General features: G+C 66.1%; 19 protein-coding genes. 14 read left to right on the top strand and 5 right to left on the bottom strand.

Annotated elements, in window-relative coordinates:
- Nucleotides 1-4 precede the first annotated feature (4 nt).
- Together FZC61_RS03545 and FZC61_RS03540 are read right to left on the bottom strand one after the other, a co-directional pair.
- A complete protein-coding gene (locus FZC61_RS03545) occupies nucleotides 5-2,845 on the bottom strand; it encodes a class I SAM-dependent DNA methyltransferase (RefSeq protein WP_148612624.1) in 2,841 nt (946 codons plus the stop codon).
- Nucleotides 2,842-6,162 carry a helicase-related protein gene (locus FZC61_RS03540; RefSeq protein WP_148612623.1) on the bottom strand — a complete coding sequence of 1,107 codons (3,321 nt, stop codon included), beginning with the start codon at nucleotides 6,160-6,162 and terminating at the stop codon, nucleotides 2,842-2,844. The genes FZC61_RS03545 and FZC61_RS03540 overlap by 4 nt, the downstream gene beginning before the upstream one ends.
- A 246-nt stretch (nucleotides 6,163-6,408) precedes the next feature.
- Between FZC61_RS03540 and FZC61_RS03535 the strand changes: the two genes are divergently transcribed.
- Nucleotides 6,409-8,835 (top strand): AAA family ATPase, encoded by a 2,427-nt coding sequence (locus FZC61_RS03535; protein ID WP_148612621.1) that lies wholly within the window; start codon nucleotides 6,409-6,411, stop codon nucleotides 8,833-8,835.
- 286 nt (nucleotides 8,836-9,121) lie between these two features.
- On the opposite strand, the gene FZC61_RS22925 is transcribed toward FZC61_RS03535, so the two are convergent.
- Both FZC61_RS22925 and mobF read right to left on the bottom strand, forming a co-directional pair.
- Nucleotides 9,122-9,502, bottom strand: coding sequence for a sulfate permease (locus FZC61_RS22925; RefSeq protein ID WP_170285961.1), 381 nt, complete (start codon nucleotides 9,500-9,502; stop codon nucleotides 9,122-9,124).
- A gap of 113 nt (nucleotides 9,503-9,615) precedes the next feature.
- Nucleotides 9,616-13,143, bottom strand: coding sequence for a MobF family relaxase (mobF, locus tag FZC61_RS03525; RefSeq protein WP_148612619.1), 3,528 nt, complete (start codon nucleotides 13,141-13,143; stop codon nucleotides 9,616-9,618).
- Between the two features lie 340 nt (nucleotides 13,144-13,483).
- Here mobF and FZC61_RS03520 point away from each other — a divergent pair, with 340 nt between their 5' ends.
- Genes FZC61_RS03520 through FZC61_RS03465 form a run of 13 tightly spaced genes read left to right on the top strand, consistent with a single transcriptional unit; the run spans nucleotide 13,484 to nucleotide 24,317 of the window.
- On the top strand, nucleotides 13,484-14,104 hold the full coding sequence (locus tag FZC61_RS03520) for a hypothetical protein (protein WP_148612617.1): 621 nt from the start codon (nucleotides 13,484-13,486) through the stop codon (nucleotides 14,102-14,104).
- Complete coding sequence (locus FZC61_RS03515; protein ID WP_148612615.1) at nucleotides 14,089-15,048, top strand: hypothetical protein; 960 nt, start codon at nucleotides 14,089-14,091, stop codon at nucleotides 15,046-15,048. Before FZC61_RS03520 ends, FZC61_RS03515 begins: the two co-directional genes overlap by 16 nt.
- A gap of 24 nt (nucleotides 15,049-15,072) precedes the next feature.
- Nucleotides 15,073-15,744 (top strand): SAF domain-containing protein, encoded by a 672-nt coding sequence (locus FZC61_RS03510; protein ID WP_211357076.1) that lies wholly within the window; start codon nucleotides 15,073-15,075, stop codon nucleotides 15,742-15,744.
- Complete coding sequence (locus FZC61_RS03505; RefSeq protein WP_148612613.1) at nucleotides 15,744-16,511, top strand: CpaE/TadZ family protein; 768 nt, start codon at nucleotides 15,744-15,746, stop codon at nucleotides 16,509-16,511. The genes FZC61_RS03510 and FZC61_RS03505 overlap by 1 nt, the downstream gene beginning before the upstream one ends.
- Nucleotides 16,508-17,989, top strand: a complete 1,482-nt coding sequence (locus tag FZC61_RS03500; protein WP_148612611.1) for a TadA family conjugal transfer-associated ATPase — start codon at nucleotides 16,508-16,510, stop codon at nucleotides 17,987-17,989. The genes FZC61_RS03505 and FZC61_RS03500 overlap by 4 nt, the downstream gene beginning before the upstream one ends.
- A complete protein-coding gene (locus FZC61_RS03495; protein ID WP_148612609.1) occupies nucleotides 17,986-18,843 on the top strand; it encodes a type II secretion system F family protein in 858 nt (285 codons plus the stop codon). The genes FZC61_RS03500 and FZC61_RS03495 overlap by 4 nt, the downstream gene beginning before the upstream one ends.
- Nucleotides 18,840-19,442: a hypothetical protein gene (locus tag FZC61_RS03490; protein WP_246142505.1), complete on the top strand. Its 603-nt coding sequence runs from the start codon at nucleotides 18,840-18,842 to the stop codon at nucleotides 19,440-19,442. Before FZC61_RS03495 ends, FZC61_RS03490 begins: the two co-directional genes overlap by 4 nt.
- Nucleotides 19,412-19,744, top strand: a complete 333-nt coding sequence (locus tag FZC61_RS23600) for a type II secretion system F family protein (protein WP_246142504.1) — start codon at nucleotides 19,412-19,414, stop codon at nucleotides 19,742-19,744. The genes FZC61_RS03490 and FZC61_RS23600 overlap by 31 nt, the downstream gene beginning before the upstream one ends.
- Before the next feature lie 51 nt (nucleotides 19,745-19,795).
- Nucleotides 19,796-19,984: a hypothetical protein gene (locus FZC61_RS23595; protein WP_148612607.1), complete on the top strand. Its 189-nt coding sequence runs from the start codon at nucleotides 19,796-19,798 to the stop codon at nucleotides 19,982-19,984.
- Between the two features lie 31 nt (nucleotides 19,985-20,015).
- The gene (locus FZC61_RS03480) at nucleotides 20,016-20,363 is read left to right on the top strand and encodes a TadE family protein (protein WP_148612605.1); all 348 of its coding nucleotides are present in this window, start codon (nucleotides 20,016-20,018) and stop codon (nucleotides 20,361-20,363) included.
- Nucleotides 20,360-20,797 (top strand): TadE/TadG family type IV pilus assembly protein, encoded by a 438-nt coding sequence (locus FZC61_RS03475; RefSeq protein WP_246142503.1) that lies wholly within the window; start codon nucleotides 20,360-20,362, stop codon nucleotides 20,795-20,797. The genes FZC61_RS03480 and FZC61_RS03475 overlap by 4 nt, the downstream gene beginning before the upstream one ends.
- Nucleotides 20,779-21,219: a TadE/TadG family type IV pilus assembly protein gene (locus tag FZC61_RS03470; RefSeq protein WP_246142502.1), complete on the top strand. Its 441-nt coding sequence runs from the start codon at nucleotides 20,779-20,781 to the stop codon at nucleotides 21,217-21,219. The genes FZC61_RS03475 and FZC61_RS03470 overlap by 19 nt, the downstream gene beginning before the upstream one ends.
- Complete coding sequence (locus tag FZC61_RS03465) at nucleotides 21,216-24,317, top strand: LysM peptidoglycan-binding domain-containing protein (protein WP_148612601.1); 3,102 nt, start codon at nucleotides 21,216-21,218, stop codon at nucleotides 24,315-24,317. The genes FZC61_RS03470 and FZC61_RS03465 overlap by 4 nt, the downstream gene beginning before the upstream one ends.
- 1 nt (nucleotide 24,318) lies before the next feature.
- Here FZC61_RS03465 and FZC61_RS03460 read toward each other — a convergent pair whose 3' ends face one another.
- Nucleotides 24,319-25,239 carry a PGN_0703 family putative restriction endonuclease gene (locus tag FZC61_RS03460; RefSeq protein ID WP_342780303.1) on the bottom strand — a complete coding sequence of 307 codons (921 nt, stop codon included), beginning with the start codon at nucleotides 25,237-25,239 and terminating at the stop codon, nucleotides 24,319-24,321.
- Nucleotides 25,240-25,366: the final 127 nt, after the last annotated feature.

The raw sequence follows: 25,366 nt of genomic DNA, 5'->3' as shown, positions 1-25,366 counted from the left end.
ACATTCATGAGGGTCTTCTCGTCGTCCGCCGTCGCGAGGATCTTGTGGCACTTAGGCCCGCTAGAAGTCCTGACGAGAGTTCCAGATACTTGGCGAAGAGGATCTCCTGGCGCTCCAAGTCAGTGATCCGATCTGCGTGCTTCAGACCGAAAGTCATGTCCACCGCCTTGTCCAGCGAGTCGTGCGCGCGCTGCAACCCCGGGTCCATCCCTGACGCGGGGTACATGCCCGCGAGCGACACATCAGAGAGCGTTGCTCGCGCCTCAAGTACACCATGCCCGCCGTCGATGATGGCCGTTCGGTCAGCCTCCGTCAGCGTTGGCAGCGGGAAAGTGTTCCACGACAACAACTTGTTGAAGCGAATGTCTGACTTTATGCGTCCACCGACCGTTCGCTGCCACACCATGAACATCTTCGACGAGATGATCGCGAACACCATGCCGTCTGCGTCTTCACTAAGGAAGTTCGCATCGCTACAAATCACCGACGCAGGAAATCGAGCGCTCAGGAAGTACGGGCGAGTCTCGCTCACGTGTCGAGGAATGCAGAGGTATGGGACCTCGGGCTGCGAGATCTGCCGAAACAGGTGAGCCTGATCTGCATACGCACGAGTAGATGCGGCGTCACTGTCAAGCAGGAACGTCCTCCGGCCCTTCACGCGCTCGGAGATGAATGGACTGTGCTTCCTCTCTGATGGTGTGGAGTCAACCAACCACAGGCAGTGACGCTGAACTCCATGCAGCAGTTCGCGTGCACCTACGTATGGTCGCAAATACTTCGCGGCCACCGAATCCGCCCGAGCCTCGGCAAGCGCGTCATCCTCGACAATCAACCAACCACCGTCAGTCGGCTTGTTGCCGTACGTGACCTCGCCCATCTGGGGGTTTAGCGGACGGCTTACGGACTCGACCAGGACATTTGCGGCGTCGACGAGGTACGGGTTAATGGTCTTGACCCCAGTCACCTCGACTGGGCTGCTGTCGATGGTTGGGTAGTCGAAGAGCCGCTTGACCCCCGGGTCACGAGCGAACCCGATGATGACGCAGTGAACAGCGGCTTGGCCGGATGCTTCAGACGTCCACTTGAAGGTACGGTGCGCAAACTTGATCTGCCATCCGGCGTCGAGGATGGGCCGGAAAAGTGGTGCAGCTGCTTCGCCTTGCATGATCGAGTTGGTCGTGACAAATGCCCAACGAGCTGCAATCGCACCGAAGTAGCTCAAGGCACACGCATGCCACCCGGTCACGTAATCCAAGGTGCCGTGGTAGCGGGCTCCCCATACCGCCTGCAGCTCGGCTGTCTGCGCAGCTGACCGGAGCGAAATCCCTAGGAACGGCGGGTTGCCCGCCACCACAACATTCTCGGACGGCTCGAGTATCTCCGCCCACGACAGCTGAAGCGCGTTACCGACGCTGATCTTCGCGGACTTCTGGATCGGCAAGCGCTCCGGGGCGACGCCAAATCGCTCCTTCATCTTGAGGTCGCACTGGCGGTCGATGAGGAACATCGCGGTTTCGGCAATGCGCGCGGGCCACTCGTCGATCTCGATGCCGTAGAAGTGGTCGAGAGTGACCTTCAGCAGGTGCGTCCAGTCGGCGTCGAGGGCCGCGGCGTCCTCGCCTTGCTGATTGTCAGCGAGCGCATCCATGATCCGAAGCTCAAGGTCGCGCAACTCCCGATAGGCGACGATGATGAAGTTGCCACACCCACAGGCTGGGTCCATGTACCGGATGTCGCCGATCTTCTTCCACAAGGCGTTGAGGGCGTTGATACGCTTCTGTGCCGTGTCTCGTTCGCGGGCAGCATCGAACTCAGCACGAAGCTCGTCGAGGAACAGCGGATTCAGGGTCTTGAGGATGTTCTCCTCGGATGTGTAGTGCTCCCCGAGCTCGCGGCGCGTCTGCGCGTCGCGCACAGACTGAAACATCGAGCCGAAGATGGCCGGGCTGATAGTGGACCAGTCGACAGCCGAGGCATCGAGGATGGCCTTGCGAAAGTCGTTGTCGAGTTCGGGCAGGGTGATCTTCTCGTCGAAGATGCCTCCGTTGACATACGGGAACATCGCAAGTTCCGGAGCCAGCCCGGCGCGCTTGTTTGGAGCGGTATCCAATGCGACGAACAACGAGTTGAGTCGAGCAGCGATGTCGGCGCCGTCGCGGTCTGTGTGGTCCTTGATGAAGTCTTGGAACAGGTCCGGCAGGGGCTCCCCGTCCTCCGACTTCCACATCTCGGTGTCGTCGCCAAAGAGTAGGAAGAGGACCCGCGCGAGCGTCACCGAGATCTCGTGGTCTCGCTGCTTGACGTCGAAGCTTGCCGGGTAGCCCTTTTCGACGGCGGCGTACATCTGGGCCATGAGCTTTGATGCGCGTCTGGTTTCGTTCTTCGTCTCGACATCGAACGCGCCCCGGACACGCGAAAGGAGTTCGTTGACGTCGACCCCTGTCTGGGGAAGCCGGATCGCGTCGAGCTTGGCGGCGAACTTCGGGTCGGGGTTTCCGACCTTGTGGACGTGCCGGGCCGGGCGCGAGATGACGCCGCCACCCTTGCTGCTGCGTGACGGCCAGCGCCAAACCTGCTTCCCGTCGTCGTGGAAGATCACGAGACGGTTGGTGGAGTTCTTGGCTATGAGTTGGTCGAGCTTCGCCTCGCCAGCGGAACCGGGAAGGGCCGGAACCTCCCATACTCGGACGCCCTTGTAGGACGACACATTGGTGGCCGTGACCTTGGACCCATCATCAAGCTCGATCTGGATTGGCGCGTGGTCGGGACCTCCCCAGAACAGGTCGAGCCGGAAGAGGTGGTCGAAGTCCTCGGAGTCTGCCTTCTGAACCAGTGCGTCGCTCATCGTGCGGTTACCCCGATCGAGCAGAGGATCTTGATCTCTTCCTGGTCGGTTGTGCCGATCACCAGCCGCTCCTCGTCATGCAGTTGCTTGACCAAGTCGGCGAGATCCTGGTCGGCGTACTTGCTCCGCCGAGCTTGCCGAAGGCGGGAGTTCGCGTACTCGGTCAGCGGGCGCTCCATCATGGCGCTCACGGCGTCGCTGGCGTCTGCACCGAAGATCGTCCCACCGAGCCGTTCCACGGCCCACTTGCGGATGCCCCGGAGAGCACCAGCCGCGACCATCTCGGTACTGAGCTTGCCCTGCACAAGAGCTGCTTCGCGGGCGAAGTGATCCGCGCGCTGGGTGACGGTAGGCGTTGTCTCCTGGGCACGGAAGATGTGTAGCGCCTCCAGAGGTGTCAGTAGCCGCTCCAACGCGTCACCACCATCAGGGTTGTCGAACGACGCAGCGAACGCGTCGATGCCCGTTGAGGTGCTGGCGTAGGTCGCCACACCAGTCTTCGTCTCGTTGTCGTACGGGTCACGGGTGCTGTGGACCATGTCCTGCATCCTGATGACCTTGGCCGCAATAGCTGGTGTCTCTTCCTTGACCTTCGACCAGACGAGCCACGCCTCGCTGACGGCGTCGGCTTCGCCCTCCTCTTGCTCCAACTCGTCCTCTCCTGGGACCGCGCCCTTGTAGAGGTCATCGAGCACATTGACCTCCTTGGCGTCACCGAAGAACCGCTCGTCCGATCCGAATGCGGCCGCGTTATCGCCAAGGCGCTGGCGGATTCGCTGGCGCAGGCGGATGGCGTCCTCGACCTTCTCGTGCGTGAGCATGTAGATGAAGACCTTGTCCGACTTCTGTCCAACTCGGTCGACACGACCGGCGCGCTGGATGATGCGAATGATCGCCCAGGGCAAGTCGTAATTGACGACGATGTGAGAGTCCTGAAGGTTCTGGCCTTCCGACAGGACATCCGTAGCGATGAGCACATCGATCGGATTCTCGACCGGCTTCGGTTCGTCTTCCTCCCCGGGAAGTCGGTTACTGTCAGGAGAAAACCGGCGTGCGATGGCGGCCGGGTCGTCCGAGTCGCCGAAGGCCAGGCCGACATTCGCGATACCTGCATCCTTCAGTGCCTTCGCGACGTACCCCGCCGTGTCGGCGTACTCCGTGAAGATCAGGACCTTCTCGCCCGAGTGATCGTCACGGAGCATGTCGACCAGTGCGTTGACCTTCGAATCCTTTGACGGGTCCCAAGCACCAAACCGGTCGAGCATGTCGGTGACGATGCGGTTGTCACGTCCCAGGTCCTTCTTTAGCGTGGACTTGAAGACCTTGGAACTGAGCCACTTCGTCGAGGAGGGCAGGCGCCGCTGGAGCTCGCGGTAGCGGGACTCCAAGCTGCCACCCATCTCCTCGTCTTCTTCAAGGTCCTCGTCGGAGACCATGAACTGGTGGTCGCCGAAGCTTCCGAGTGGGACGTCCAAGCCGTTATCCATGGCATAGATGAACAGCTCGTTGCGGGCTCGCTGGCGCTGCAGGCTCAGGATGAACGAGTGCCCAGATGACGACAGCCGCTTGAACAGGCCGATACGGACGAAGCCACTCACGTTGCCGCGGCCTGAGCGGATGTCGGCCAGGATCTTGGTGTCGTTCGCTGAGTGCGGAGCCTTCGGGTCGTCGTACTCCGCCAGCCGGTAGCGAGGCAACATCAGATCACGAATGTCATCGAGCGTCTGGTCAGCCTCCATGAGCCTCGCCGGGTCGTCATGTGCGAAATCCAGGCTCAGCGGCTTAGGCACGCGAGTCGGGAAGTGGAACCGTTGGCCGTTCGCGAACTCCAGGTACTCGCGCTCCACGGTGGAGCCGTTCGGCAGCGTCACCGTCTCCTTCTTGGCGGTGCGCTTGATGAACGACCGGGTGCGGCGCACGAGATGGTCGCTCATCAGGCGCTTCCAGTCCTCGGGCTCCTCTGAGCGACGGAACGCAGCCAGCGTCGTGATCTTGCCGTCGACCTTGTCGACGAGGGTCGGGTCCTTTGCCATCGCGGCGGTCGGCTGGATGCCGAGATCCTCGTCATCGTCGATGTAGAGGCCGATCTGATTGGCTACGTCCGCGAAGGCAAGGTTGTACGGAGTGGCGGTCAGCAGCAACACCCTGGAGCCGTTGCGCTTGACATAGTCCTGAATGGCCTCCGAAGCCTTGGTCGTGTTGTTTCGAAGGTTGTGGGACTCATCGCAGATGACGAGGTGGAATCGCTTCAGCTCCGGCAGAACCTTGTCGGCCATCGAGTAGGGCACGACACGGGCACCGAGGAGACCGTACTTGTCGAGGTGCTTCGCCCACATGTCCTCAAGGTTCTTGGGACAGAGCACAAGTGTCGTGTAGTCCTCTGCTGCCTCCAGCATCAGCGCGGTCGCGATGGCGGTCAGCGTCTTGCCGAGACCGACGACGTCTCCGAGCATGGTCCCGCCGCGGCGGACGATCCGTCGGGCCAGTGTGCGCACCGCAGTCGTCTGATAGTCCAGGAGCAGGTTCTCAACAGACGGAGGCAGGACGTATCCCATGCCCTCGCGCGCGTCTTCGGACAACGCGTGGCAGACCTTGAGGTAGACCTCGTACGGCGTCGGCTGGGTCTCGGCCGCCCAGGATTCCTCGATCAGCTCGATGATCTCTGCCGTGATCTGTAGCGAAAACGGATCATCCCAGCGATCCGTGAACCATTGAGCCAACTTGCCGGACGCGTCATTGTCAGTGACGTCGATGTTGAGCTCAAGGTTCTTGAAGAAGCCTGCGTTCGTCAGGTTCGACGAGCCGACGTACGCGCGACGCTCAGCGAACGCGTTGCCGGGTGCGTGGAAGATGTAGGTCTTGCCGTGAAGGGGCGCGGTCGTGAACACCTTCATCGCGAGGGCGCCCGACTCAAGCTGGGACTTGAGCTGTTGGAGCGTCTTCTGCTCCGCAGCAGACGGCAGCCCTCGCATCAGCTGGGTACGCAAGTGCTTGACCAGCTGCTCCTTGGCCGCCAGGGCCTTGGACATGTCGTTGATGTCGGAGCCGTACGGCGGGGGCTGAACGACGTCCTGCAGCGCAGAGAGCATCAGTGCCGAGTCAGCCGGCATGACCATGCCGACAAGGACTCTGGCTACCGCTGGGTCCTCGGGATTCCGGGTCGCGACCTTGCTGTCGACGATGTCGGCGAAACTCGCCCAGCCGCGGAGGTCGAAGTAGCCAGTCGCAACGTCGCACGTGTCGAAGGCAGTCAAGGCCGATTGGAGGGCAGGTCCGATCGCCGACTCTGTCTTCAGATTGTCGAAGATGTCCGGCACAGATCCTCCATAGCGTCAGTTCGTCGTGTATGACCCTACCGACGTCCACCGACATGACGTGCGCAACCCGCACGATTCGCGGTCTGCTCAGGGCATAGAAATGCTATTGCCGCCCGCGTTTAGGGCGCGATGACAAGTCGATGACGTCGGTCAGCTGCTCGGACAGCAAGTTCGGCATTGTCTACGGACAGCGTCGGACCTCCCCACTAGCGTTGTCCGGACGACGAGCCGCCGAGGGGGAAGAAAATGACCAGCGATCTAACGTCATGGGTAAGTGCGCGCCTGGACGCGGACGCGAAGCTGTCCGACGAAGCGAAGCTGCTCATCCTTGCGGCATTGGAGGGTAAGACAGCGCTGGCAGACATGGCCGGATATGCACCGCCCGCACCAACGGCTGAGGTCAGCGAAGAGGCTGAGCCGGTCGGCGCCTTCCTCAAGCAGATCAAAGTGCGCGGCTTTCGCGGCATCGGCCCCGAATCGCAACTGGATCTCGACCCGTTCCCGTCACTCACCGTCGTCTCGGGTCGGAACGGCTCCGGCAAGTCGAGCTTCGCCGAAGCACTCGAAGTGGCGCTGACCGGGACCACCTATCGCTGGCATGCACGCGCGAGCCAGTGGAAGGAGCGGTGGCGCAACATCCACGATGGCGATCCGACCCGAATCGACGTGACGCTGGCCGAGGAGGGCGTCGGTCCCACACGGCTGAGCATCGAGTGGCCCAGTGCCGCCGACCTCGATGGAATGGTGACCTCACTGCAACGGCACGGCGAGAAGAAGCAGGCAGGCGCTGCGAGCCTCGGTTGGGCGGGCCCGCTGGCAACGTTTCGGCCGATGCTCACCTACGAGGAGCTCGGCGCACTTCTCTCTGCTGAGCCCAAGGTTCTGTACGACGCCATCTCGACGGTGCTCGGGCTGGAGCAACTGACGGCCGCAGTCAAGGCTCTCGACGAGCACCGCAAGGCATCAGTCGCCCCTGAGGCAGCTCTACGGAGCGACAGGAAGACCGTCTTGCAGTCCCTTGACGCACTCGAGGACGAGCGTGCGACACAGGCAGCGGCGCTCCTTGGTGCGAAGGCACTCGACACCGACGAGCTTCGCCGCCTTGCGACGGGCACGACTCCCGACACCGGCGTCGGGACTCGCCTTCGCGCGCTGCTCCCGCTTGGCCTTCCATCGGAGGAAGCTTGTCGGTCGACCGCAGAGGAGCTCCGAGCCGCCGTTGGGCACCTTGCCGATGTCGGGGACCGCGTCGGGGAGGCGCTCCAGCGACGCAGTCAACTGATCAGCGCCGCGATCGGCGTACACGACCACGAGGGCGACCAGGCGTGCCCCGTCTGTGCCGCTGGCCTCCTCGATGCAGCACGGGTCGCGGCTCTTCGTGCCGAACTTGAGAGGGACAACGAGCAGCTCTCGGAACTGCAAGCCGCCCGGGTTCGGCACTCCGCGGCGCTCAGCAGCGCCCGGTCCCTGATCAGCCCCGTACCCGGGGCACTCAAGGCCGACCTGCCCGTTCAAATAGCCGGACTTGCCGAGACCGTGACCGCTGCTTGGCAGGTATGGGCCGCGGCCCCCTCCGACCCACTCGCCCTGACCGAACATCTGACCACAAAGGTGGAGCCGGCTCGCGCGGCGCTTGCTGCTCTGCAGACGACGGCAGATGATCTCGTCGGCAACCTCGATGAGACATGGAGCAAAGTCGCTGCTCGCCTGGCTGCGTTCGCCGATGCGGCGGAGGCGTGGGAATCGGCAAAGCCTGCGGCGACTACGGCCACACTGGCCCACAAGTGGCTGAAGGACAACGAGATCGTCCTCAAGAACGAACGTGTCAAACCCATCGCTGACGAGGCGAAGAAGATCTGGGCGGGCCTCCGCCAGGAGAGCAACGTCGAGATTGCCGGGCTGACGCTGGAGAGCTCCAATACTCGCCGCCACGTGGTGATAGCGGCCGAGGTCGACGGCGAGGATGCCGGCGCGCTCGCGGTCATGAGCCAAGGCGAGCTCCATTCGCTCGCGCTGGCCCTGTTCCTTCCGAGAGCCACAATGCCTGAGAGCCCGTTCCGCTTCGTCGTACTCGACGACCCCGTGCAAGCGATGGACCCCGCCAAGGTAGACGGTCTCGTCAAGGTGCTACTTGAGATCGCGAAGACGAGGCAGGTAGTCGTCTTCTCGCACGACGACCGGTTCGCCAGCGCAGTACGTCGGGCGCCTAAGGATGTCCCAATCAAGGTGCTGGAGGTTGTTCGAGAAGCCAACTCCAAGGTAACGCCGGTCGTGACCTTCAGCCCCGCCGAACGCTATTTGAGGGATGCCTTCGGCCTGGTGAAGGACAGTGACCTTCCGGAAGAAACGCGACGTCGCGTGCTTCCGGGCCTCCTCCGGATGGCGCTGGAGGCACAGGCTCGGGAGACGTACTTCGCTCGAGAGCTGTCGAACGGCGCAACTCACGAACTGGTCGAGAAGGCGTGGGAAGACGCGCCGAAGACACGGGACCGTCTCGCGCTTGCGATCGACGACCCTTCGAAGATCGACACATGGCTCGACAAGGCCAGCTACCGGAAGTGGGCGCTCCGCAAGGCCAATTCAATCCACTTCAAGCTCGAACACGGCGATCCGATTGATGCCTGCCGCGACGTCGAGAAGACTCTTGCCGACATCAAGAACGGCGTGAAGTGACCTCCCCGCTCGATCAGGCCACCGCGCTCCTGGACGGAACGCTGCCCGTCCGAGTCCACTCCGTCCGGGCTGCCGCGTGGGTCACGAGGTCAGCGCTCGAAGAGATCCTCGGCAGGCTTGTTCGATCGAAGGGCTATGAGCCGGGAGAAGCCAACACCCGCACACTGCTCGGCTGCATCGAGGTTCTCTACCAGGACGAGGCGCCCCACCTCGCCGCGACAGCTCAATACGCCTGGGATGCCTTATCGCAGGCGTCACACCATCATGCGTATGAGTTGGCGCCGAGCTACGCGGAGATTGCGGCCCTCACTGATCTCGTGAAGGAGCTCGACTCGTATGCCCGAGCGTCTACCGACGTCTGATGCGTGCGACTGATGCGATTCCGGATCATCAAGAGGGGCGACAGCACCGCCATCCAGGTGAACTTCATCGCGTTCCAGAAGAACAGGAAGATCAGGACGTTGAGCCAACCGAGGCCGGGGCGCGAGGCGAACTGGACGCATAGCGCCAATGCCCCGAGGTAGGCGGGCGTAGCCGCCAGCGCGACGGGGATCGCCCACTTGAGGCCGCGCTGGCTCCGGAGCCAGTCGACGGCTCGGTTGCTGGGCATGTAGGCACGGAGATAGCCGCGGATCGCGGCGCTGAGGTTCCAGAGCATGGTGAGCACGGGGGTCTCCTTCGGTTGGTCTCACTCCACCCATACGACCTGACGCCCGACAGGACGGGCGCAGGTGGGACGGTCCTGTGGAGAACTCGGCAGGAACTGCCTCTGTGTAGCCCTTACCCGATCGCACGTCCGCTCCGCTCGACAGCATGGCTGCGCCCGTCCTGGGCGTTGGCGGCGCCCTCGGCAATGGCCCGGCCACGACGAATCGCCTGCTCGGCGCGGGCTGCGTCGAGCTTCTGCGCCTCGTTCTGCGGCTCGCCAAGAGCCCTGCGCCCCTCCACCGTGTAGCGATCGCGGTACGCGGCGACCGTCCTGACCTCGTGGAGCCAACGACGCCGGGCTACCTCGGTCGTCGGCGGGGTGCCCAGCCGCTTCAGCCAGGACGCCTGGTCCTCGACCGCCCTCTCGGCCAGCGTCATCGCCCGTCCTTCCATGAGATCGGCGAGTTCGCCGAGCACCTTGGCCATTTCGGGACTCATCGGGCCATCAGCGACCGGGATCAAGCCGACGACCAGCTTCGGGGACGGGCGACGCTTGCCCTTCTTCGGTTGGGCTGCCTGCTGAAGTCGGCTGATGAGAACGGCACCGATGTCCTCGGCGTCGTCGAGAGACCTTCGGGCGACGAGGGCTGGCAGGAGTCGATCGACGTCGTGGTGGTCGGACTCGGCCCGGCGCAGCTCGGCGGTGAGGGGTCCGAGCGACTGCGAGGCCAGCACCTGCTCGACCTGGGCATCGGTCAGGCCGCTGCTCCTGATCGCCGCTACCCATCGTTCGCGCTGGGCGACAGCTCCGATGGTTTCGTACTCCGCGCCGAGTTGGGCGATGGACGACCACCGTTCCTGCTCAGCAACGATCATCTGGTGCGCCGACAGCTCCCCGCCGATGTGCTGGAGGACGCCGTAGAGAACGGTGTGCGCGTTCACCTCCTCGGGCTCGGGAGGGGCGTGGCCCTCGTCGGCCTTGTCGAGCGCGACGTAGGCGATGTTGGAGTCCCGGCCTCGAGTCATGGCGACGTACAGGTTCTCCCGCGTGGTCGAGCCAGTCACCACGACATGTGAGGTGTCGACGGTCAGGCCTTGGGCTCGGTGGGCGGTAACGGCATAGCCGAGGTCGACGTGCTCGGCGACGTACGCCGCAGGCAGGGTGACCGTGCCACCGAAGGCGACGCCGAGGCGCTGGACCTGCATCGAGCCGTCCTTGTGAACTCGGGTAACGGTCCAGCGGTCACCGTTGCGGACCCAGCCGCCGCGCAGGGTGTGGAGGCGGCGGTCGTTGTGCCTGGTGATGACCAGGTCGTCCTCGGACGCCTGGGTGCCGTCGGCAAGGTTGACCTCGATGTCACCGACAGGGTTGGCGACGATGCGGTCGGCGCGTGCTCGCCGGTTGAAACGGGTCACCATCTCCATCGCCTCGGCGACGAGGATCGACGTACGCCCGCCCTTCACGTCAGCCGCCCAGGCGAGGTAGGCGGCGTCCATCATCACGTCGGTCGCGCCCTCCTGGACCCGGTCCTTGGCCATGTACGTGCTGATGACCTCCGCCCGACCGTGCCTCAAGTCCAGCGAAGCGGTCTTTTCCCACTCGTGCGTGAAACGGTGGACCTCGCTCAGTTCGGGGGTATCAGGACGGGCGGAGGCCAGCAGGCTGAACGCCCCGCCCGCATCGACTGACTGGAGCTGCGCCCAGTCGCCGACCAGCAGCACCTTCGCGCCCGCCTCGGCCGCGAGCGCTGTGAGCCGGTCGAGGGCCAGGGTGCCGGCGAGGGTGGCCTCGTCGATGATGACGAGCTGACCCTTGCGGAACTGAGCCCGCCCACGGTCGAACTCGTGAAGCCACTTCGCTGTGTTCTCGCAACCGATGCCCAAGTCCTCGGCCAGTACCTGCGCCGCGACTGCGCTGGGGGCGAGGCCGACCACGCTCCCCCTTCCGTAGGCCTTCGTCCAGGCCGTCTTCAGCGCGCGCATCGCGGTGGTCTTGCCTGCACCGGCCGGGCCGACGAGAAGGTCGACCTGCCGCCCGGACACAGCGATGCCCCCCAGGGTCTCGGACTGCTCGGCAGACAACAGGTGTTCCTTGCGGGTCACCCGCTCGATCACGGCGAGGTCGACCTCCGGGGCCGACAGGTCCTCCGCGCGAGCCAGCAGCCGGTCCTCGGCCGCTAGCAGCGCCTCGGAGGTGAAAACGACCGAGTGCCGTGGCCGGAAGCGCGTCGTGCCATCGGGTCGGCGGAAGACCTCGGGGGTGGTCACCAACTCCGGCGGGGTCAGAGTCAGCGACTCCTGCTTCGCCGCGTCGACGATCATCCCGACCACGACCTCGCGGTCCTCGGTGCTGGCGAAGCGCCAGCCCATCGTCTGACGGGATGCTTCGGCCCAGAGGTTCCAGTGTTTCCAGGTCGGGCGCTTCTCCTCGACCGCGCCGACAACGGAAACGGCCACCTCGCCGACCACGTCGAGAGGCACATCGTCGGCCCGGAGGGTAGGACGGGCGATGGGATGGAAGGTGACTTCCTCCGCCCACTCGACGGCGCCCCTCGCCAGAATCTTCTGTGCACGTCGTCGCCATTCGGTGGTGAGGTCGAACAGCGAGTGGATCTCCTTCTCGGGGCGAGTGGCTCGAGTCGCTTGTGCCCGCATCACGATGATCTGCTTCTTGGACGGTCGATGCCCGTGCGCGGCCTCGTACTCCGCGATCAATCGATCAGCTTCCTGCTCGATGTGGGAGCTGCGGCTGGAGAACTCGTGGATCAGCTCCTCGGGGACGGGCGCCAGCTCCCAAGCGATGTTGTGGTTCTTGCCCCGATCCCGCTGCTCCCACTCAACCCCGAACAGTCGGGTCATGCGGTCGGCCAGCACCGCGTTGTAGTGCTCAGAGATCGGGACATTCGCCTCGAACATCGGTCGCCCGTCCAGGCTGCGCCATCGCCCGTCCTCCGTCGTCTTGACCTTGCTGGAGATGACGACGTGGGTGTGAAGCTGCGGATCGCCCAGCCGGGAGTCCCAGTGGTCGTACGCCGTGGCGGCAACTCCGATGATGTCCGCCTGCATCACGGCACCGTCGCCGGCGGCTACCCCCCTCCTCGTGGCGATCACTTCTCGTTCCATGAAGTCGAGCACCTCGGCAACGGCCTGGTGGTGGGCCTCGACGATGAGCGCCTGGGTGCCAGCGTCGGCCACACCCCACAGTGCGGAGACTGACTTGGGCACGCTGAACGTGTAATCGAAGCCCGCCACCCCGTCTCTCTGCTTCTTCGACTCCTCGGCCTTGATCTGCGCAAGAGCAGCCTGACGCTGGTCGTCGGTGAGGTCGGACGGGAGTTCGGCCGCGCGGTCGGCCATGCGCTTGATGAGGGTCGGGAACGTGGGAAACGCCCTGCCCAGCCTCTCGCCGGTGACCGGGTCCAGCCCCGCGCCGATCAGGAGCTGGAGCTGCTGCGGCGTCACCATGTCCCCGCGCTTGATCTCGCCGTTGCCGAAGGCATGGAGTGCCGAACCCATCCAGCGGCCCGGCGGGGTGCCCGCCTCGGTGTAGTACCGCGTGACCGGGTTCGGGTCGGCCATGTTGGCGTCCCCCCGGACCACGCTCTTGAGCAGGTAGTCGTAGCCGCGGCCCGCCGAGATCTTCCTCATCGAAACGGTCACCCTGCACACCTCCTTGGCATGGAGGTGTGCGCGTCATTCCACAGCCCCCAGTTCGGGCCAAGTTGTCCACAGGCTCCGGGCCGCGGAGCCCTCCTCGTTCTGCATGAGGTGTATGTCGAAGAAGGGGCGAGGTCGACCGGGACGGGCGCAGTCGAGGCGATCGGCGCGGCGCACCTACCGAGCATGCGGCGCGCTACCGGCCGCGAGCATGAAGGAGATGCAGATGAAACGCAGCCCGGTTGTCACGTCCGATTTGTGTCGTAGGATGCGAGAGCGGCGATCAAGCCGGCCAGTCGGCATGGCGGCGTGCGCTCCCGCGCGGGGGCAAGGGATCTCGGACATGACGCACGTACGAGGAGCAACTCGGGTAGCGACTGCGGTACTGCTGCTGGTCGCGGTGACCGCCTGCGCCGACGGCGGCAATGATCCGACGACGAACCCGAGTCCTTCCCCGAGTTCATCAGCCTCGACCACAGCGACGCCGACCCCGCGATCTGACAGCGACGTTGCCTCAGAGGCGGCGTCTGCCGTCCTGCGGAGGTACTACGACGTCCGCAACCAGCTTCGCCAGGACTCCGCGCAGCCGCTGACGCTGCTCGAGGACGTCGCCACCAGCACCGAGTTGGCAGCCCAACAGAACCTGTTCAAAAAGGAACGCAAGCAGGGGCTCCACCAAGTCGGCAGGACGAAGGTGGCAGAGCTGGAGGTTCAGTCGGTCAACCTCGACAACTCCAACCCGAAGGCCGGCAAAGTCCCGACGGTTCAGATCGACCTCTGCTTCGACGTGAGCCAGGTCGACGTCATCGACGCGAACGGCAAGTCGGTCATCAGCCCCGACCGACCGGACACCGGATGGATTCAGTTTCTCGTGTCGAACTATCAGTGGGACACCGATCCCGATGGCGGATGGCGCGTTGCCTCCAGCCAGGACATCGAGCGCACGCCATGCGAAGCCTCGTAGCCCGTGTCGTCGTCACCGCACTCGCAGCCGCGGGGCTGCTAGGACTTGCCCAAGGGGCGTCGTACTCCGACACGGACTGTCAGGTCACGGACCCCGAGACGGGCGTCTGCCTGATCTGGGTCGAGGTTCCCGGGACGCCAGGTGGCCCGGGCGAGCCCGGCGGCGACGGGCCGAAAGACACCGGTTCCGGGGCGTCCTGCTATTGGGATGGCACTAGTCAAGGGATCACCAAGCCCCCGCCTGGGCCAGTCCCCTGCTCTAGTGAGTACGGCTACTGGTCCAACGGTTACAACTGCTACATCTCGCTCCTTGACCCCCAGCCACCGGCTGGTGATCCGAACTGGCAGGGGCACGAGCCCGGGGACGGCGCCGTCTACAACTGCTTTCAGCCGCAGACCGATCTCCTCATCTGGATCTGGTCTGCTGACCCGCCGCCGAACTCCGGCGCCGGACCGTCACCGGGCGAGGTCGCGCAGATCGCCATCGAGCAGATGAACCTGCGGGCCATCGACATCGGGATCACGCCAGAGCCGGCCGAAGGCAGCATCGGCATCGTCGGGATGCCCGTGTGGATGTGGGCAGCCAACCCCGACAGCCAAACGGTCGGACCGATCACAGAGTCCGCCAGCGCCGGCGGGATCACGGTCACCGCCACAGCCAAGGTCCACAAGATCACCTGGGACATGGGCGACGGCACCGAGGTGATCTGCACGACCGCCGGCACGCCGTACGAGGCGTCGTACGGCAACTCGAAGTCGCCGGACTGCGGGCACACCTATGAAGAGTCGAGCTCTCAGGAGCAAGGCGGGAAGTACACGGTGACCGCCACCTCGGACTGGGTCATCACATGGGAAGGGGCGGGCCAGACCGGAACCATCCGGCTGGACGGCCTCACACGATCGGTCGCGATTGCGGTCGGGGAAGCGCAGGTGCTCGTGCAGTAGCGGGCAGCGGAGAGGCAGCGAAGTATGAGCGGTACAGCCACCCGGATCGACGGGACTCGTAAGCAGGAGGGCCCGGCCGCCACTGCCCTCGCGCCACCACCCAAGCTGCGCCGACGGCCCGCGCTCATCGCTGCGGCAATCGGTGCCATCTGCCTTGGCGCCCTGCTGGCGGGGTGGGCATGGACTGCGACGACGAACACCCAAGAGGTCCTCGTCGCGCGGCACTCCATAGAGCGCGGCGCGGTGATCGAGGCCGACGATCTGACCCGATTGCGACTCAGCGCCGACCCAGCCCTCAAGCCGGTCGCGGCCGAGCAGTTCGACAAGGTCGTCGGGCAGCGCGCGGCGGTGGACATCGCCGCGGGCGGGATGCTCACGCCCGGCTCGTTCACCACCGAGGTCGTGCCCGGTGAGGGGCAGTCGGTGGTCGGGGTGGCTCTCACCCCGGCGCAGGCTCCGGGACTCGATCTTCAGTACGGCGACAAGGTCCGCGTGGTCGTCACGCCCGCTCAGGGCGGGGAACTCCCAGCTGAGACGCCGCTGAGCAACGACGCCACCGTGGTCGGGGTCCACACCTCCGATGAGACCGGGCAGACCGTGGTCGACCTGCTCGTCCCGAAAGCCGATGTTGCTGTGCTCGCCACGCGGATTGCCACCGGCAACATCGCTCTCGTCCTGGACTCGCGGGAGCGTTGATGGCTGTCATCGCACTCGCTTCCGCCTCCGGCTCGCCCGGTGTCACCACGACGGCGCTCGGGCTAGCGTTGATGTGGCCGCGACCAGTCCTGCTCCTCGAGGCCGATCCGACTGGCGGCTCTGGGTTGTTGGCGGGCTACTTCCGTGGCACGCGGGAGTACGACGCTGGGCTCATCGAGCTTGCGCTGACGGCGAGCAACCTGAGCGATGCCGTCGCCGACGTCGCCCGCCCCATCGAGGGAACCGCAGTCTCGTTCGTCGTAGGCACTCGCTCACACACGCAAGCCAGTGCTCTGCGAGATCTCTGGGCTCCGCTCGCCGAGGTGCTGAGCGAGCTGGAGGCGACGGGGCAGGACGTCATCGTCGATGCCGGCCGCCTCGGACTCCACGGCTCGCCGGAGCCATTGCTCGACGCTGCCGACCTGCTGCTGCTCGTCAGTCGCACGACGCTGCCCAACCTGTCGGCGTTGCGGTCCTGGGCCGAGGCGTTCCAGCGACCCGCACTCGACTGGCATCAGTCAGCTGTGCTGCTCATCGGCGAGGGCCGGCCTTACAACGCCCGAGACGTTTCCGGAGCGGTGAACCTGCCAGTGCTCGCCTCACTGCCCGACGACCCCGAGTCAGCCGCGGTGTTCTCACAAGGCGCCCAACCGCCCAAGAAGTTCGACACCGGCCCACTCCCCCGGGCGCTCAACGCGGCCATCGCCTCGATCCACTCGACGATCACCCGCCGCCGCCACGAACTGCTCGAAGGAGCCCGGTCATGACGACGGACCGCTCCGAGGACTACGGAGCCCCGCTGGCGGGGCTGCCACTGTTCAGCCAGCAGGTGTCGTCGGTTGCCGCACAGCGCGACGTCGTTCGCCCACTGACATCTGTTGCACACCTGTCGACTGTGGGTGCACCCATCGGCAGGTCCCTCGACTGGTCGCTGGTCGCTGCCTTGCGCGCCCAAGCGTCCGAGCAGCTCAGCCAGGCAGTCGCAGCCGATCGAGGACGCCTGGACAAGACGGCGCAGGAAGAGCTGGGGCGGACGATCGTGCTCGACCTCATCGAGGCGACAGTCGCTGACCGGGTGAACGCTGGGATGGCGGCCCTGCCTGGCTCCGAGCAGGACGCGCTGGCGCGGGCGGTCTTCGACTCGCTGTTTCGGCTCGGCCGGCTCCAGCCGCTCGTGGACGACGACCGGGTGGAGAACGTCATCATCACCGGGCACGACAACGTTCTGCTCGAACTCACCGACGGCTCGCTGGTCGACGGGCCTCCCGTGGCCGACTCCGACGCAGAGCTGATCGACTTCCTGGTCTTCCTCGCCTCGCGCTCGGAGGTGAATGCTCGTGGCTTCTCCGAGGCCCAGCCGAGGCTCCACCTGCGCCTCGACGGCGGCTCCCGTCTGGCGGCTGCGGCTTGGGTGACACCGCGTCCCTCCGTGGTGATCCGGCGTCACCGGCTGATGGAGGTCACCCTGGACGACCTCGTCGAGCGGCAGATGCTCTCCCCGGTTGCTGCATCCTTCCTGCGCGCTGCGGTGCGGGCTCGCAAGTCCATCGTGATCTCCGGGTCGCAGGGGGCGGGCAAGACGACGCTGGTCCGGGCCTTGTGCGCCGAGATCGACCCGTTGGAGGCGATCGGCACCTTCGAGACCGAGTACGAACTGCACCTGCACGAGCTGGGAAGGCATCGGATCGTCCACCCGTGGGAGGCACGTCCCGGCTCTGGCGAGCGAGGGGCGGACGGGCGCATGGCTGGCGAGTTCACCCTCGACGAGGCGTTGGTCGACTCTTTCCGCTTCAACCTCGCCCGCCAGATCGTCGGCGAGGTCCGGGGCAAGGAAGTCTGGGCGATGATCAAGGCGATGGAGTCCGGCACCGGCTCCATCTCCACCACCCATGCGTCCGACGCCGTCGCGGCGATCCGCAAGTTGGTCACCTGCGCGATGGAGGCCGGGCCGCATGTCACCCATTCCCTCGCGACGAGCAAACTCGCTTCGACCATCGACGTGATCGTCCACCTTGACCTCCGCACCATCACCGAGGGCGGACGGTCGACCCGTCGGCGCTGGGTGGCCGAGATCATCGCCCTTGATCCTGGCGAACGCGAGACCGGGTACGCCACCACCCACGTCTTTGCTCCCGACCTCGACGGCACGGCCGTCCCCGCGGTTCTGCCTGACGCTTACCGTGCCCTCACGTCGTACGGCTTCGACCTCAACACTTACCTGGCCCAGCAGGAGGTGCGGTCGTGATCGCCCTCGTCCCCGCTCTTGCTGGTGCACTGGTCGTCGGCGGTCTGATCGCGCTCATCGTGGGGCTGCGCCCATCCCCAGTGGTCGAGCGCCCGTCGCGGCCGCGGAAGGTCCGCAAGCTCACCCGTCGAACCCGGATGCTCCTGCTCGGCGGGGTCGGCGTTGGTCTGGTGGCGTTCCTCGTGACCGGTTGGTTGCTCGCGCTGGTCGTCGTCCCGGTGGCCTTCGTCGGGTTACCCGTCCTGCTCTCGTCATCCTCGGCCGCCCAACGGATCGAGCGGCTCGAGGCAATGGAGGAATGGACCCGATCACTCTCCGGCGTCCTCACCGTTGGTGTTGGCCTGGAGCAAGCGCTCGTCGCCACTCTCCGCTCGACCCCAGCAGCGATTGCTCCCGAGGTGACCCGGCTGGTCGCCCGTCTGCGGGCACGGTGGGTCACCGAGGACGCCCTGCGGGCGTTCGCCGACGAGCTCGACGACGCGACCGGCGACCTCGTGGCAGCGAACCTGATCCTCGGTGCCCGCAGGAGGGGCGCAGGACTGGCGAGTGTGCTCGAAGGTCTGGCCGAGTCGGTCGCCGCCGACGTACGCGCCCGCCGTCAGGTCGAGGCCGACCGTGCCAAGCCGCGTGCCACCGCCCGCTGGGTGACCCTGATCAGCGTCGGCGTGCTGGTGATCCTGGCACTGTCGGGGACCTACGTCAGGCCGTACCAGAGCCCGCTCGGGCAACTCATCCTCGTCGCACTTCTGGCGATGTACGTCGCCACGCTGGTCTGGATGAAGCGCATGGCGATGGGACGGGCGATGCCTCGGTTCCTGTCGTCCGCCCCCCTCGCGAGGGAGGGCGCTGCATGACCACCGGACTCCAAGTCGCGCTGCTGGGAGGGGCGTTCCTCGGCCTCGGCGTTGTGCTGCTCATCGCCCGCCTGATCCCGGCCGAGCCGGACCTCGCTGAAGCCCTCTCACGGCTCACACCCGCCCGCGGACGAGCGAACATCCTCGGGCCGGTCACCACGGCGAAGGGCAAGGAACGGATCGGCATGTGGGCGATCAAGGCCCTACCGCCCGCCCTCTGGATCAGGACCCCGACCCGCGAACTGGCGCTGCTGCGCATCCCGCTGGCCAGGTTCTACGGCGACAAGATCGTCATGGCACTCATGGGTCTTGTCATCCCGCCACTGCTGGCGTTCTTCTTCGAGCAGATCGGGCTGGGCTTCGCCATCGCGATCCCGGCCATCGCCTCCCTCGGCTTGGCCGTCGTGATGTTCTTCCTGCCCAACTACAACGCCGTCGACGACGCACGGAAGGCCCGACTCGAGTTCGCCCGGGCGCTGGGCGCGTACATCGACCTCGTCGCCCTGGAGCGCAACAACGGCGCCGGCGTACGGCAGGCGATGGAGTCCGCTGCTGAGGTCGGCGACTCATGGGTGTTCACCCGGCTCTCGAGGAGCTGACTCGTTCGCGCTGGTCGGGCCAGCCTCCGTGGGATGCCCTGCACGCCCTGGCCGACGAGCTGGGACTACCCGAGCTGGACGACTTCGCCGACATCATGCGGCTCTCCGGGGAGGAAGGCGCCTCGGTCTACACCAACCTGCGCGCCCGTTCCGCCGCCATGCGCACCGCGATGCTCAACGACGAGATCGCCGAAGCCAACGCCATCGGCGAGCGCATGACCATCCCCGGCTCCCTGCTCGGCGTCATCTTCATGGCCCTGCTCGTTGCCCCATCTCTGCTGCGGATGTTCAGCAACACCTGACGACCACGACCCCCACGAAAGGGAACCCATCCAGGAAAGGAAATCATCACTATGAACCGATTGCTCGCACTCCTGCTCACGCTTCATGTCGGCGTCGATGCGCGCCGGCGTGCCCGCGACGAGCAAGGCTCCGTCACCACCGAGCATGTGCTCTGGGCGGTGGCCGTCATCGCCATCGTCGGCATCGTGGTCGCGGCGATCAAGGCTTACGTTGAAAGCCAAGCCGGCAACATCAGGTAGGGCGCATCGGGACGAACGCGGCTCGGTCTCCATGGAGCTGGTCATCCTGCTGCCTGCCCTGTTCGCGGTGATGTTCCTTGGGATGCAGGCCGCGCTGTTCTACCACGCCCGGACGGTGGCGATCGCTGCCGCGCAGGAGGGTGCGAAGGTCGCTGGCGGCGAGAACGGCAAGGAGGCCGACGGTGTCTCGGCTGCCTCCTCGTTCGTCGTCGAAGCAGGTGGGGACGACGTGTTGACGCGTGCGACCGCCACCGCCAACCGCACCGCAACCACGGTCACCGTGACCGTGCGCGGGCACAGCCTGAGCGTGATCCCGGGCTGGAATCCCCTGATCGTCCAGTCGGCCTCGGTGCCCGTGGAGAGGTTGACGGCGCCGTGACGACCTGGCGACGCATAAGGGACGAGCGTGGCTCGGCCGCGGTCGAGGCCGCCGTCGGCCTGCCTGCCTTCGTGCTGTTCGTCGGGCTCATCATCTTCGGTGGCCGCACAGCCACCACCCACTCGGCCGTCGAGTCCGCCGCTTCCGAGGCCGCCCGCACCGCATCGCTCGCGCGTACGGCGTCCGAGGCGATGCAGGATGCCAAGGCTGCCGCGCAGGCGAGCCTGGCCAACCAAGACATCCACTGCCTGAGCGTCACCGTGTCGGTCGACGTCTCCGACTTCGCCAAGACCGTCGGCGAGGCCGGCTCGGTCTCCGCGACCGTGGAGTGCCTCCTCAACCTGGCCGACCTGTCCGTACCGGGCGTCCCAGGCAGTCGACCGATCAAAGCCACCAGCACTTCGCCGCTGGACACGTGGAGGGAGCGCGGATGATCCGACGTACTCGCGACGAACGCGGCTCCATCACCATCTGGCTGGCGGTATCGAGCTTCGTGATGATGATTCTGGTCGGGCTGGCCGTAGACCTCAGTGGGCAGGTCCACGCCAAGCAGCGCGCCCACAACATCGCGGCCGAGGCCGCACGGACGGGCGGTGAGCAGGTGCAGGCCGCTCCCGCGATCCAGGGCCAGTACGTCGCGATCGAGGCGGTCGCGGCACGCAACGCGGCCGAGGACTACCTCGCCGCCGCCGGCGTCACCGGGACGGTGACTGTCATCGGCGGCGACACCATCACGGTCGCCGTGACGGACACCTACACCCCCAAATTCCTGAGCGTCATCGGCGTCGGCGACCTGACCGTCACCAGCCAAGCCTCAGCACGACTGGTCCGCAGCATCGGAGGGAGCGAACAATGAGCCAGCCCACGCTTCGCCAGCGACTCCGAGGTCTCGCAGCCACGCTCGTCATCCTGCTCCTCGTCGCTGGGGTTCCGTTCCTGCTCATCGCCATCGGTGCGGCACCGTGGAAGGCCGACCTCGCAGTGCTGCGCACCCTGTTGACCATTCCCGACGACGGCACGCTGGCGATGGTCGTCATCGCAGCCGTCGCCTGGATCGCCTGGGCGTTCGTCGCCGTGTCGGTCGTGCTGGAAATCGTCTCGCAGGTGCGTGGCCTGCCAACTCCCACGCTCCCCGGTCTCGGCACTCCACAGCGTGCGGTCGGCCAACTGGTCGCGGTCGCAGCCCTGCTGTTCGTCGCTGGTCCCACCGTCGTCGCCGCGTTCCCGGCTCCGCCCGCCCGCGCTGCGGCGGCTGTGCCGGTCCTGGAAACCCCTCGCCTCGCGCCGGTCGAGGCCACGCCCGTCCTCCCCGAGGCTGCGCCCCTCCCGGCTGCTGAGGCGCCGACCAAGCAGCGGTCGACCATCGACTACACGGTCAAGCGCGGCGACAGCCTGTGGAAGATTGCCGAGCGCCTGCTCGGTGACGGCACCCGATTCACGGAGATCGTTGAACTGAACGAGGACGTGCTCAACGGGCGACCCGACTTCATCGTCTCCGGCACAGTGCTGAAGGTGCCGCAGGAGGTCACCGAGCCTGATCCCGACCGTACGGCCGAGGAGTACGTCGTGCAGCCCGGGGACACCTTGTCGGAAATCGCCGAGGCCAAGCTCGGGGACCCGATGCGCTACCCCGAGCTCTTCCAGGCATCCCGCAATGTCGTACAACCCGACGGGGCGAGGCTGACCGACCCTGACCTGATCCAGCCTGGTTGGGAGATCGCGATTCCCCGGCGGGCCGAGCACCAGGCCGAGGTGCCCCAGGAGCCACCGGTCGAGGTCATTCCACCTGTCGACGCCGGGCCCCCTGGCAAGACTCCTTCCGTCGAGCCGGCGCCGGAGCCAACAACCTCCGCGGAGCCACAGCCAGAGCAGGTCGCTGCCGACGCCACTGGCGAGGTCGAGTCGTCGGCGCCCGGCTGGCTCGTCCCCGGGCTGACTGGGGCTGGTGCCGTCCTGGCCGCACTGGTCTTGCTTGCCGTGCGCGCCCACCGCAGCACCCAACTCCGCTACCGCCGGCCCGGCCAGACCATCGCCCCTCCTCCCGAGGGATTGCTGGCAGTCGAGAAGACAGCATTCGTCTCCGGCGCTCCACTGATCACAGCAATCGCTGATCTCGACCGCGCGCTGATGCACCTGGCCGGGGAGTGCTCGGACGCGGGACGGGCGTTACCCGCAGTCGTCACCGCGACGCTCATGAAGGGCGCTGTGTCCCTGCGTCTCGACGAGGACGCTGACCTTCCGGAACCGTGGAGGGGCGCTGGCCGCGAGTGGTCACTCCCCCTCGGCGAGCCCATGCCCGAGCGTGGCGACGTGCTGCCGCCCTACCCACTGCTGGTCACCGTTGGGCAGGACAACAACGGCCTCCGCCTCGTCAACCTGGAGCACCTCGGCGTCGTGGCCCTCGCCGGGGACTCCGAGCGCACAGGGGCGCTCGCCCGGCACATAGCCGCTGAGCTGGCGCTCAACCCGTGGTCCACCATCGTCGAGGTCAACGTCATCGGCCTCGGCGAAGAGCTGGCAACGCTCGACACCCTCCGGCTGCGCCACCACGCTGACGGCGAGCAGGTCGTGCCCTCGTTCGTGCGCGATGTGACGACCTCCCTGGAGCACGGGATGGGCGACCCCGATCCTTACCGCGCGGTCATCACGGCCGGCGACGGGACGGGCGACCTCGCGCCCCTACTCGCCACGCCCCCATCCCGAGTCGGCACAGCAATCGTCTCGCTCGCAGCGCCCCTCCCCGAATCGACAGTCTTCGAGGTCGATCACGCCGGGCGACTGCGTGCGCCCACGCTCGGTCTCGACCTTCAAGCTGCCGGACTGACGAGCGAGGAAGCCAAGGCGTGCGCCGCGATCGTCGATCTGACGCGCGAGAGCGAGCCGGTGAGGGTCCCGCCCTTCGAGCAGGCCGCTGACGGCTGGCGTGCCTTCGCCGACCAGGCCGGGGCACTGCGCGACGAACTGACCGACGCACGGGAGGAAGGACCGGCCGGCGACGGGTCGCTACTACCCGACGCGGCCGAGGACTACGTCGAGGCCGCGGCGACCACCGTCCAGGACGTCGAGGCCCTGGCCCCACTGGTCCCCGACCAAGTGAGGCGGACGGTCGAGGACGCGGACCCGACGCTCGATGAGGACGTCGCCGACTGGTTCGACGCCGGAGTCGAGCGTCCCAGGCTGATCCTGCTCGGCCCGGTGAACGCCGAAGCCTTCGGCGAGGCCAAGCCAGTCATCCTGAAGCGGAGGCCCTACTTCGTCGAGATCCTCGCGTACCTCGCCTTGCACCCGAAGGGCGCGACCGCCAGCCAGGTCGCCGACGCCTTCGGCATCGCAGCGTCAAGGGCGAGGACGGATGTCAGCTCCCTTCGCGACTGGCTAGGCATGAACCCACGGACAAAGGGGCCGTACCTGCCCGCTGCCAACGAGTCGCCGGCGTACTTCGAGTCCGGCGTGAAGACCTACCAACTCCAGGACGTACTGGTCGACGTCGACCTGTTCCGCCGCCTCCGCGCCCGGGGCGAAGCCCGGGGTGCCGCTGGCATCGACGATCTAAGGACCGCGATGTCCCTGGTTCAAGGCCCGCCATTCAGCCTGCTGCGCGAGAAGGGCTGGAGCTGGCTGCTCGACACCGAACGGGTCCACGAGACCATCGGCTGCGCCATTGTCGACACGGCCCACATTCTCGTGCTCGACGCCCTCGCCAAGGGCGACCTTCATCTGGCACGCGAGGTCGCGGAGGCCGCTTGCGAGGCAGCGCCTTACGACGACATCTGCCGCCTCGACCTCGTGAAGGTGGCCGCTGCCGAGGGCCATGACGAGGCCGCCGACAAGATGCTCTACGACGACGTACTCAATCGCACCGACGACTACCTGCCGCCCATCGACCTGCCAGGCAGGACCGCGAAGGTCACCGAGGACAACGGCTGGACCGGACCTTCGCGACGTGCGAAGTGAGTCAGGGGACGTAACGGAGCCGGAAGGCTAGGCTCCACTCGGTCAACTCGGGCACGCCGTCGGCGGCGTCTAGCAGAGCTTCGATGGGTGCCCAGACGAGCCGGCTTTGGTCGCTGAGGTGCTTGCGACAGATCTTGATGGCCTCCGCTGCGCCCGGGTCGTCCTGAAGCGCAACGACCGCGACGGAACCCCGGCCGTGAGCCCTCGCCAGTTCCAGGGACGCTGCGAGCATCAGATTGCGCCAGAGCTGGTTGGACTTGCTGCCCTTCAGGACACTGGGCGCGGTCTCCGGGTCCTCGAACCATCCCGAGTTGGCCGTCACCTTGTTGTAGGTCGGGGTCTCGTACTCCTTCGCGCTGAAGGGCTCGGTGTACTTCGTCTCGATCCCCATGAACCGCGGTCCCGCAGAGGTCTCGTAGAAGACCACGGCATCGAAGGCGGTGCGGTCGGCGAGGTAGTCGTCCGGCGGTTGGGGCGCGTACTCGCACATCACGTTGATGATCCGAGTGGCCGCCGGGTCGAAGACCCTCTGGAACAGAGTCAGGAACGCGGGCTCACCTCGCAGGGAGCCGAAGAGGTTGAAGCACAGCGGCATGCTCGACAGGAGGTTCTGGCGAAGACGCACCGGGTCGAGGGCTCCGCCCTCGTCCCTGACGACGGCAGCCCTCTCGACCGCGTGCGCTTCTGCCTCGGCGGTGAGGAAGTTCAGCGACGGGCTCGACTCGACCGACTGCTTGCTGAGGTAGCTGCCCAGCGGGTCGTATGTCATGAACTTCCCCGCCTCGGCCTGGAGCACGCACTCGCGATACCAAGACTGGTGGCGCCGGTACTTCGCGATCCGCCCACGCGCGTTGGCCGGGAAGATGCTCGGGTCGTTCCAAGCCGGGCTCAGCCAGCGCGCACCAGGCCGGTCGAGATCCATTGAATCGCCCTGGGTTTGTTGGAGGCTCCATCGTTTGGAAACGAGGATGGCCTCATGCCGAAGGACGTCACACCAGGCAAGCCGACCACGCGTCGCTACAGCGCTGAGGAGAAGGCTGCTGCGGTGC

It is taken from the genome of Nocardioides rubriscoriae (assembly GCF_008087085.1).
Classification (GTDB): domain Bacteria; phylum Actinomycetota; class Actinomycetes; order Propionibacteriales; family Nocardioidaceae; genus Nocardioides; species Nocardioides rubriscoriae.
Note: the sequence above shows the minus strand (reverse complement) of the source record. Positions and strands in the feature narration are given on the sequence as shown.

Bases quoted from the DNA above. Each gene is read 5' to 3' on its own strand.
- FZC61_RS03515 (WP_148612615.1), top strand. From the start codon at position 14,089: ATGCGAAGCCTCGTAGCCCGTGTCGTCGTCACCGCACTCGCAGCCGCG.
- FZC61_RS03535 (WP_148612621.1), top strand. From the start codon at position 6,409: ATGACCAGCGATCTAACGTCATGGGTAAGTGCGCGCCTGGACGCGGAC.
- FZC61_RS03505 (WP_148612613.1), top strand. From the start codon at position 15,744: ATGGCTGTCATCGCACTCGCTTCCGCCTCCGGCTCGCCCGGTGTCACC.
- FZC61_RS23595 (WP_148612607.1), top strand. From the start codon at position 19,796: ATGAACCGATTGCTCGCACTCCTGCTCACGCTTCATGTCGGCGTCGAT.
- FZC61_RS03490 (WP_246142505.1), top strand. From the start codon at position 18,840: ATGACCACCGGACTCCAAGTCGCGCTGCTGGGAGGGGCGTTCCTCGGC.
- FZC61_RS03480 (WP_148612605.1), top strand. From the start codon at position 20,016: ATGGAGCTGGTCATCCTGCTGCCTGCCCTGTTCGCGGTGATGTTCCTT.
- FZC61_RS03500 (WP_148612611.1), top strand. From the start codon at position 16,508: ATGACGACGGACCGCTCCGAGGACTACGGAGCCCCGCTGGCGGGGCTG.
- FZC61_RS03520 (WP_148612617.1), top strand. From the start codon at position 13,484: ATGACGCACGTACGAGGAGCAACTCGGGTAGCGACTGCGGTACTGCTG.
- FZC61_RS03545 (WP_148612624.1), bottom strand. From the start codon at position 2,845: ATGAGCGACGCACTGGTTCAGAAGGCAGACTCCGAGGACTTCGACCAC.
- FZC61_RS03460 (WP_342780303.1), bottom strand. From the start codon at position 25,239: ATGGATCTCGACCGGCCTGGTGCGCGCTGGCTGAGCCCGGCTTGGAAC.
- FZC61_RS23600 (WP_246142504.1), top strand. From the start codon at position 19,412: ATGGGTGTTCACCCGGCTCTCGAGGAGCTGACTCGTTCGCGCTGGTCG.
- FZC61_RS03465 (WP_148612601.1), top strand. From the start codon at position 21,216: ATGAGCCAGCCCACGCTTCGCCAGCGACTCCGAGGTCTCGCAGCCACG.
- FZC61_RS03510 (WP_211357076.1), top strand. From the start codon at position 15,073: ATGAGCGGTACAGCCACCCGGATCGACGGGACTCGTAAGCAGGAGGGC.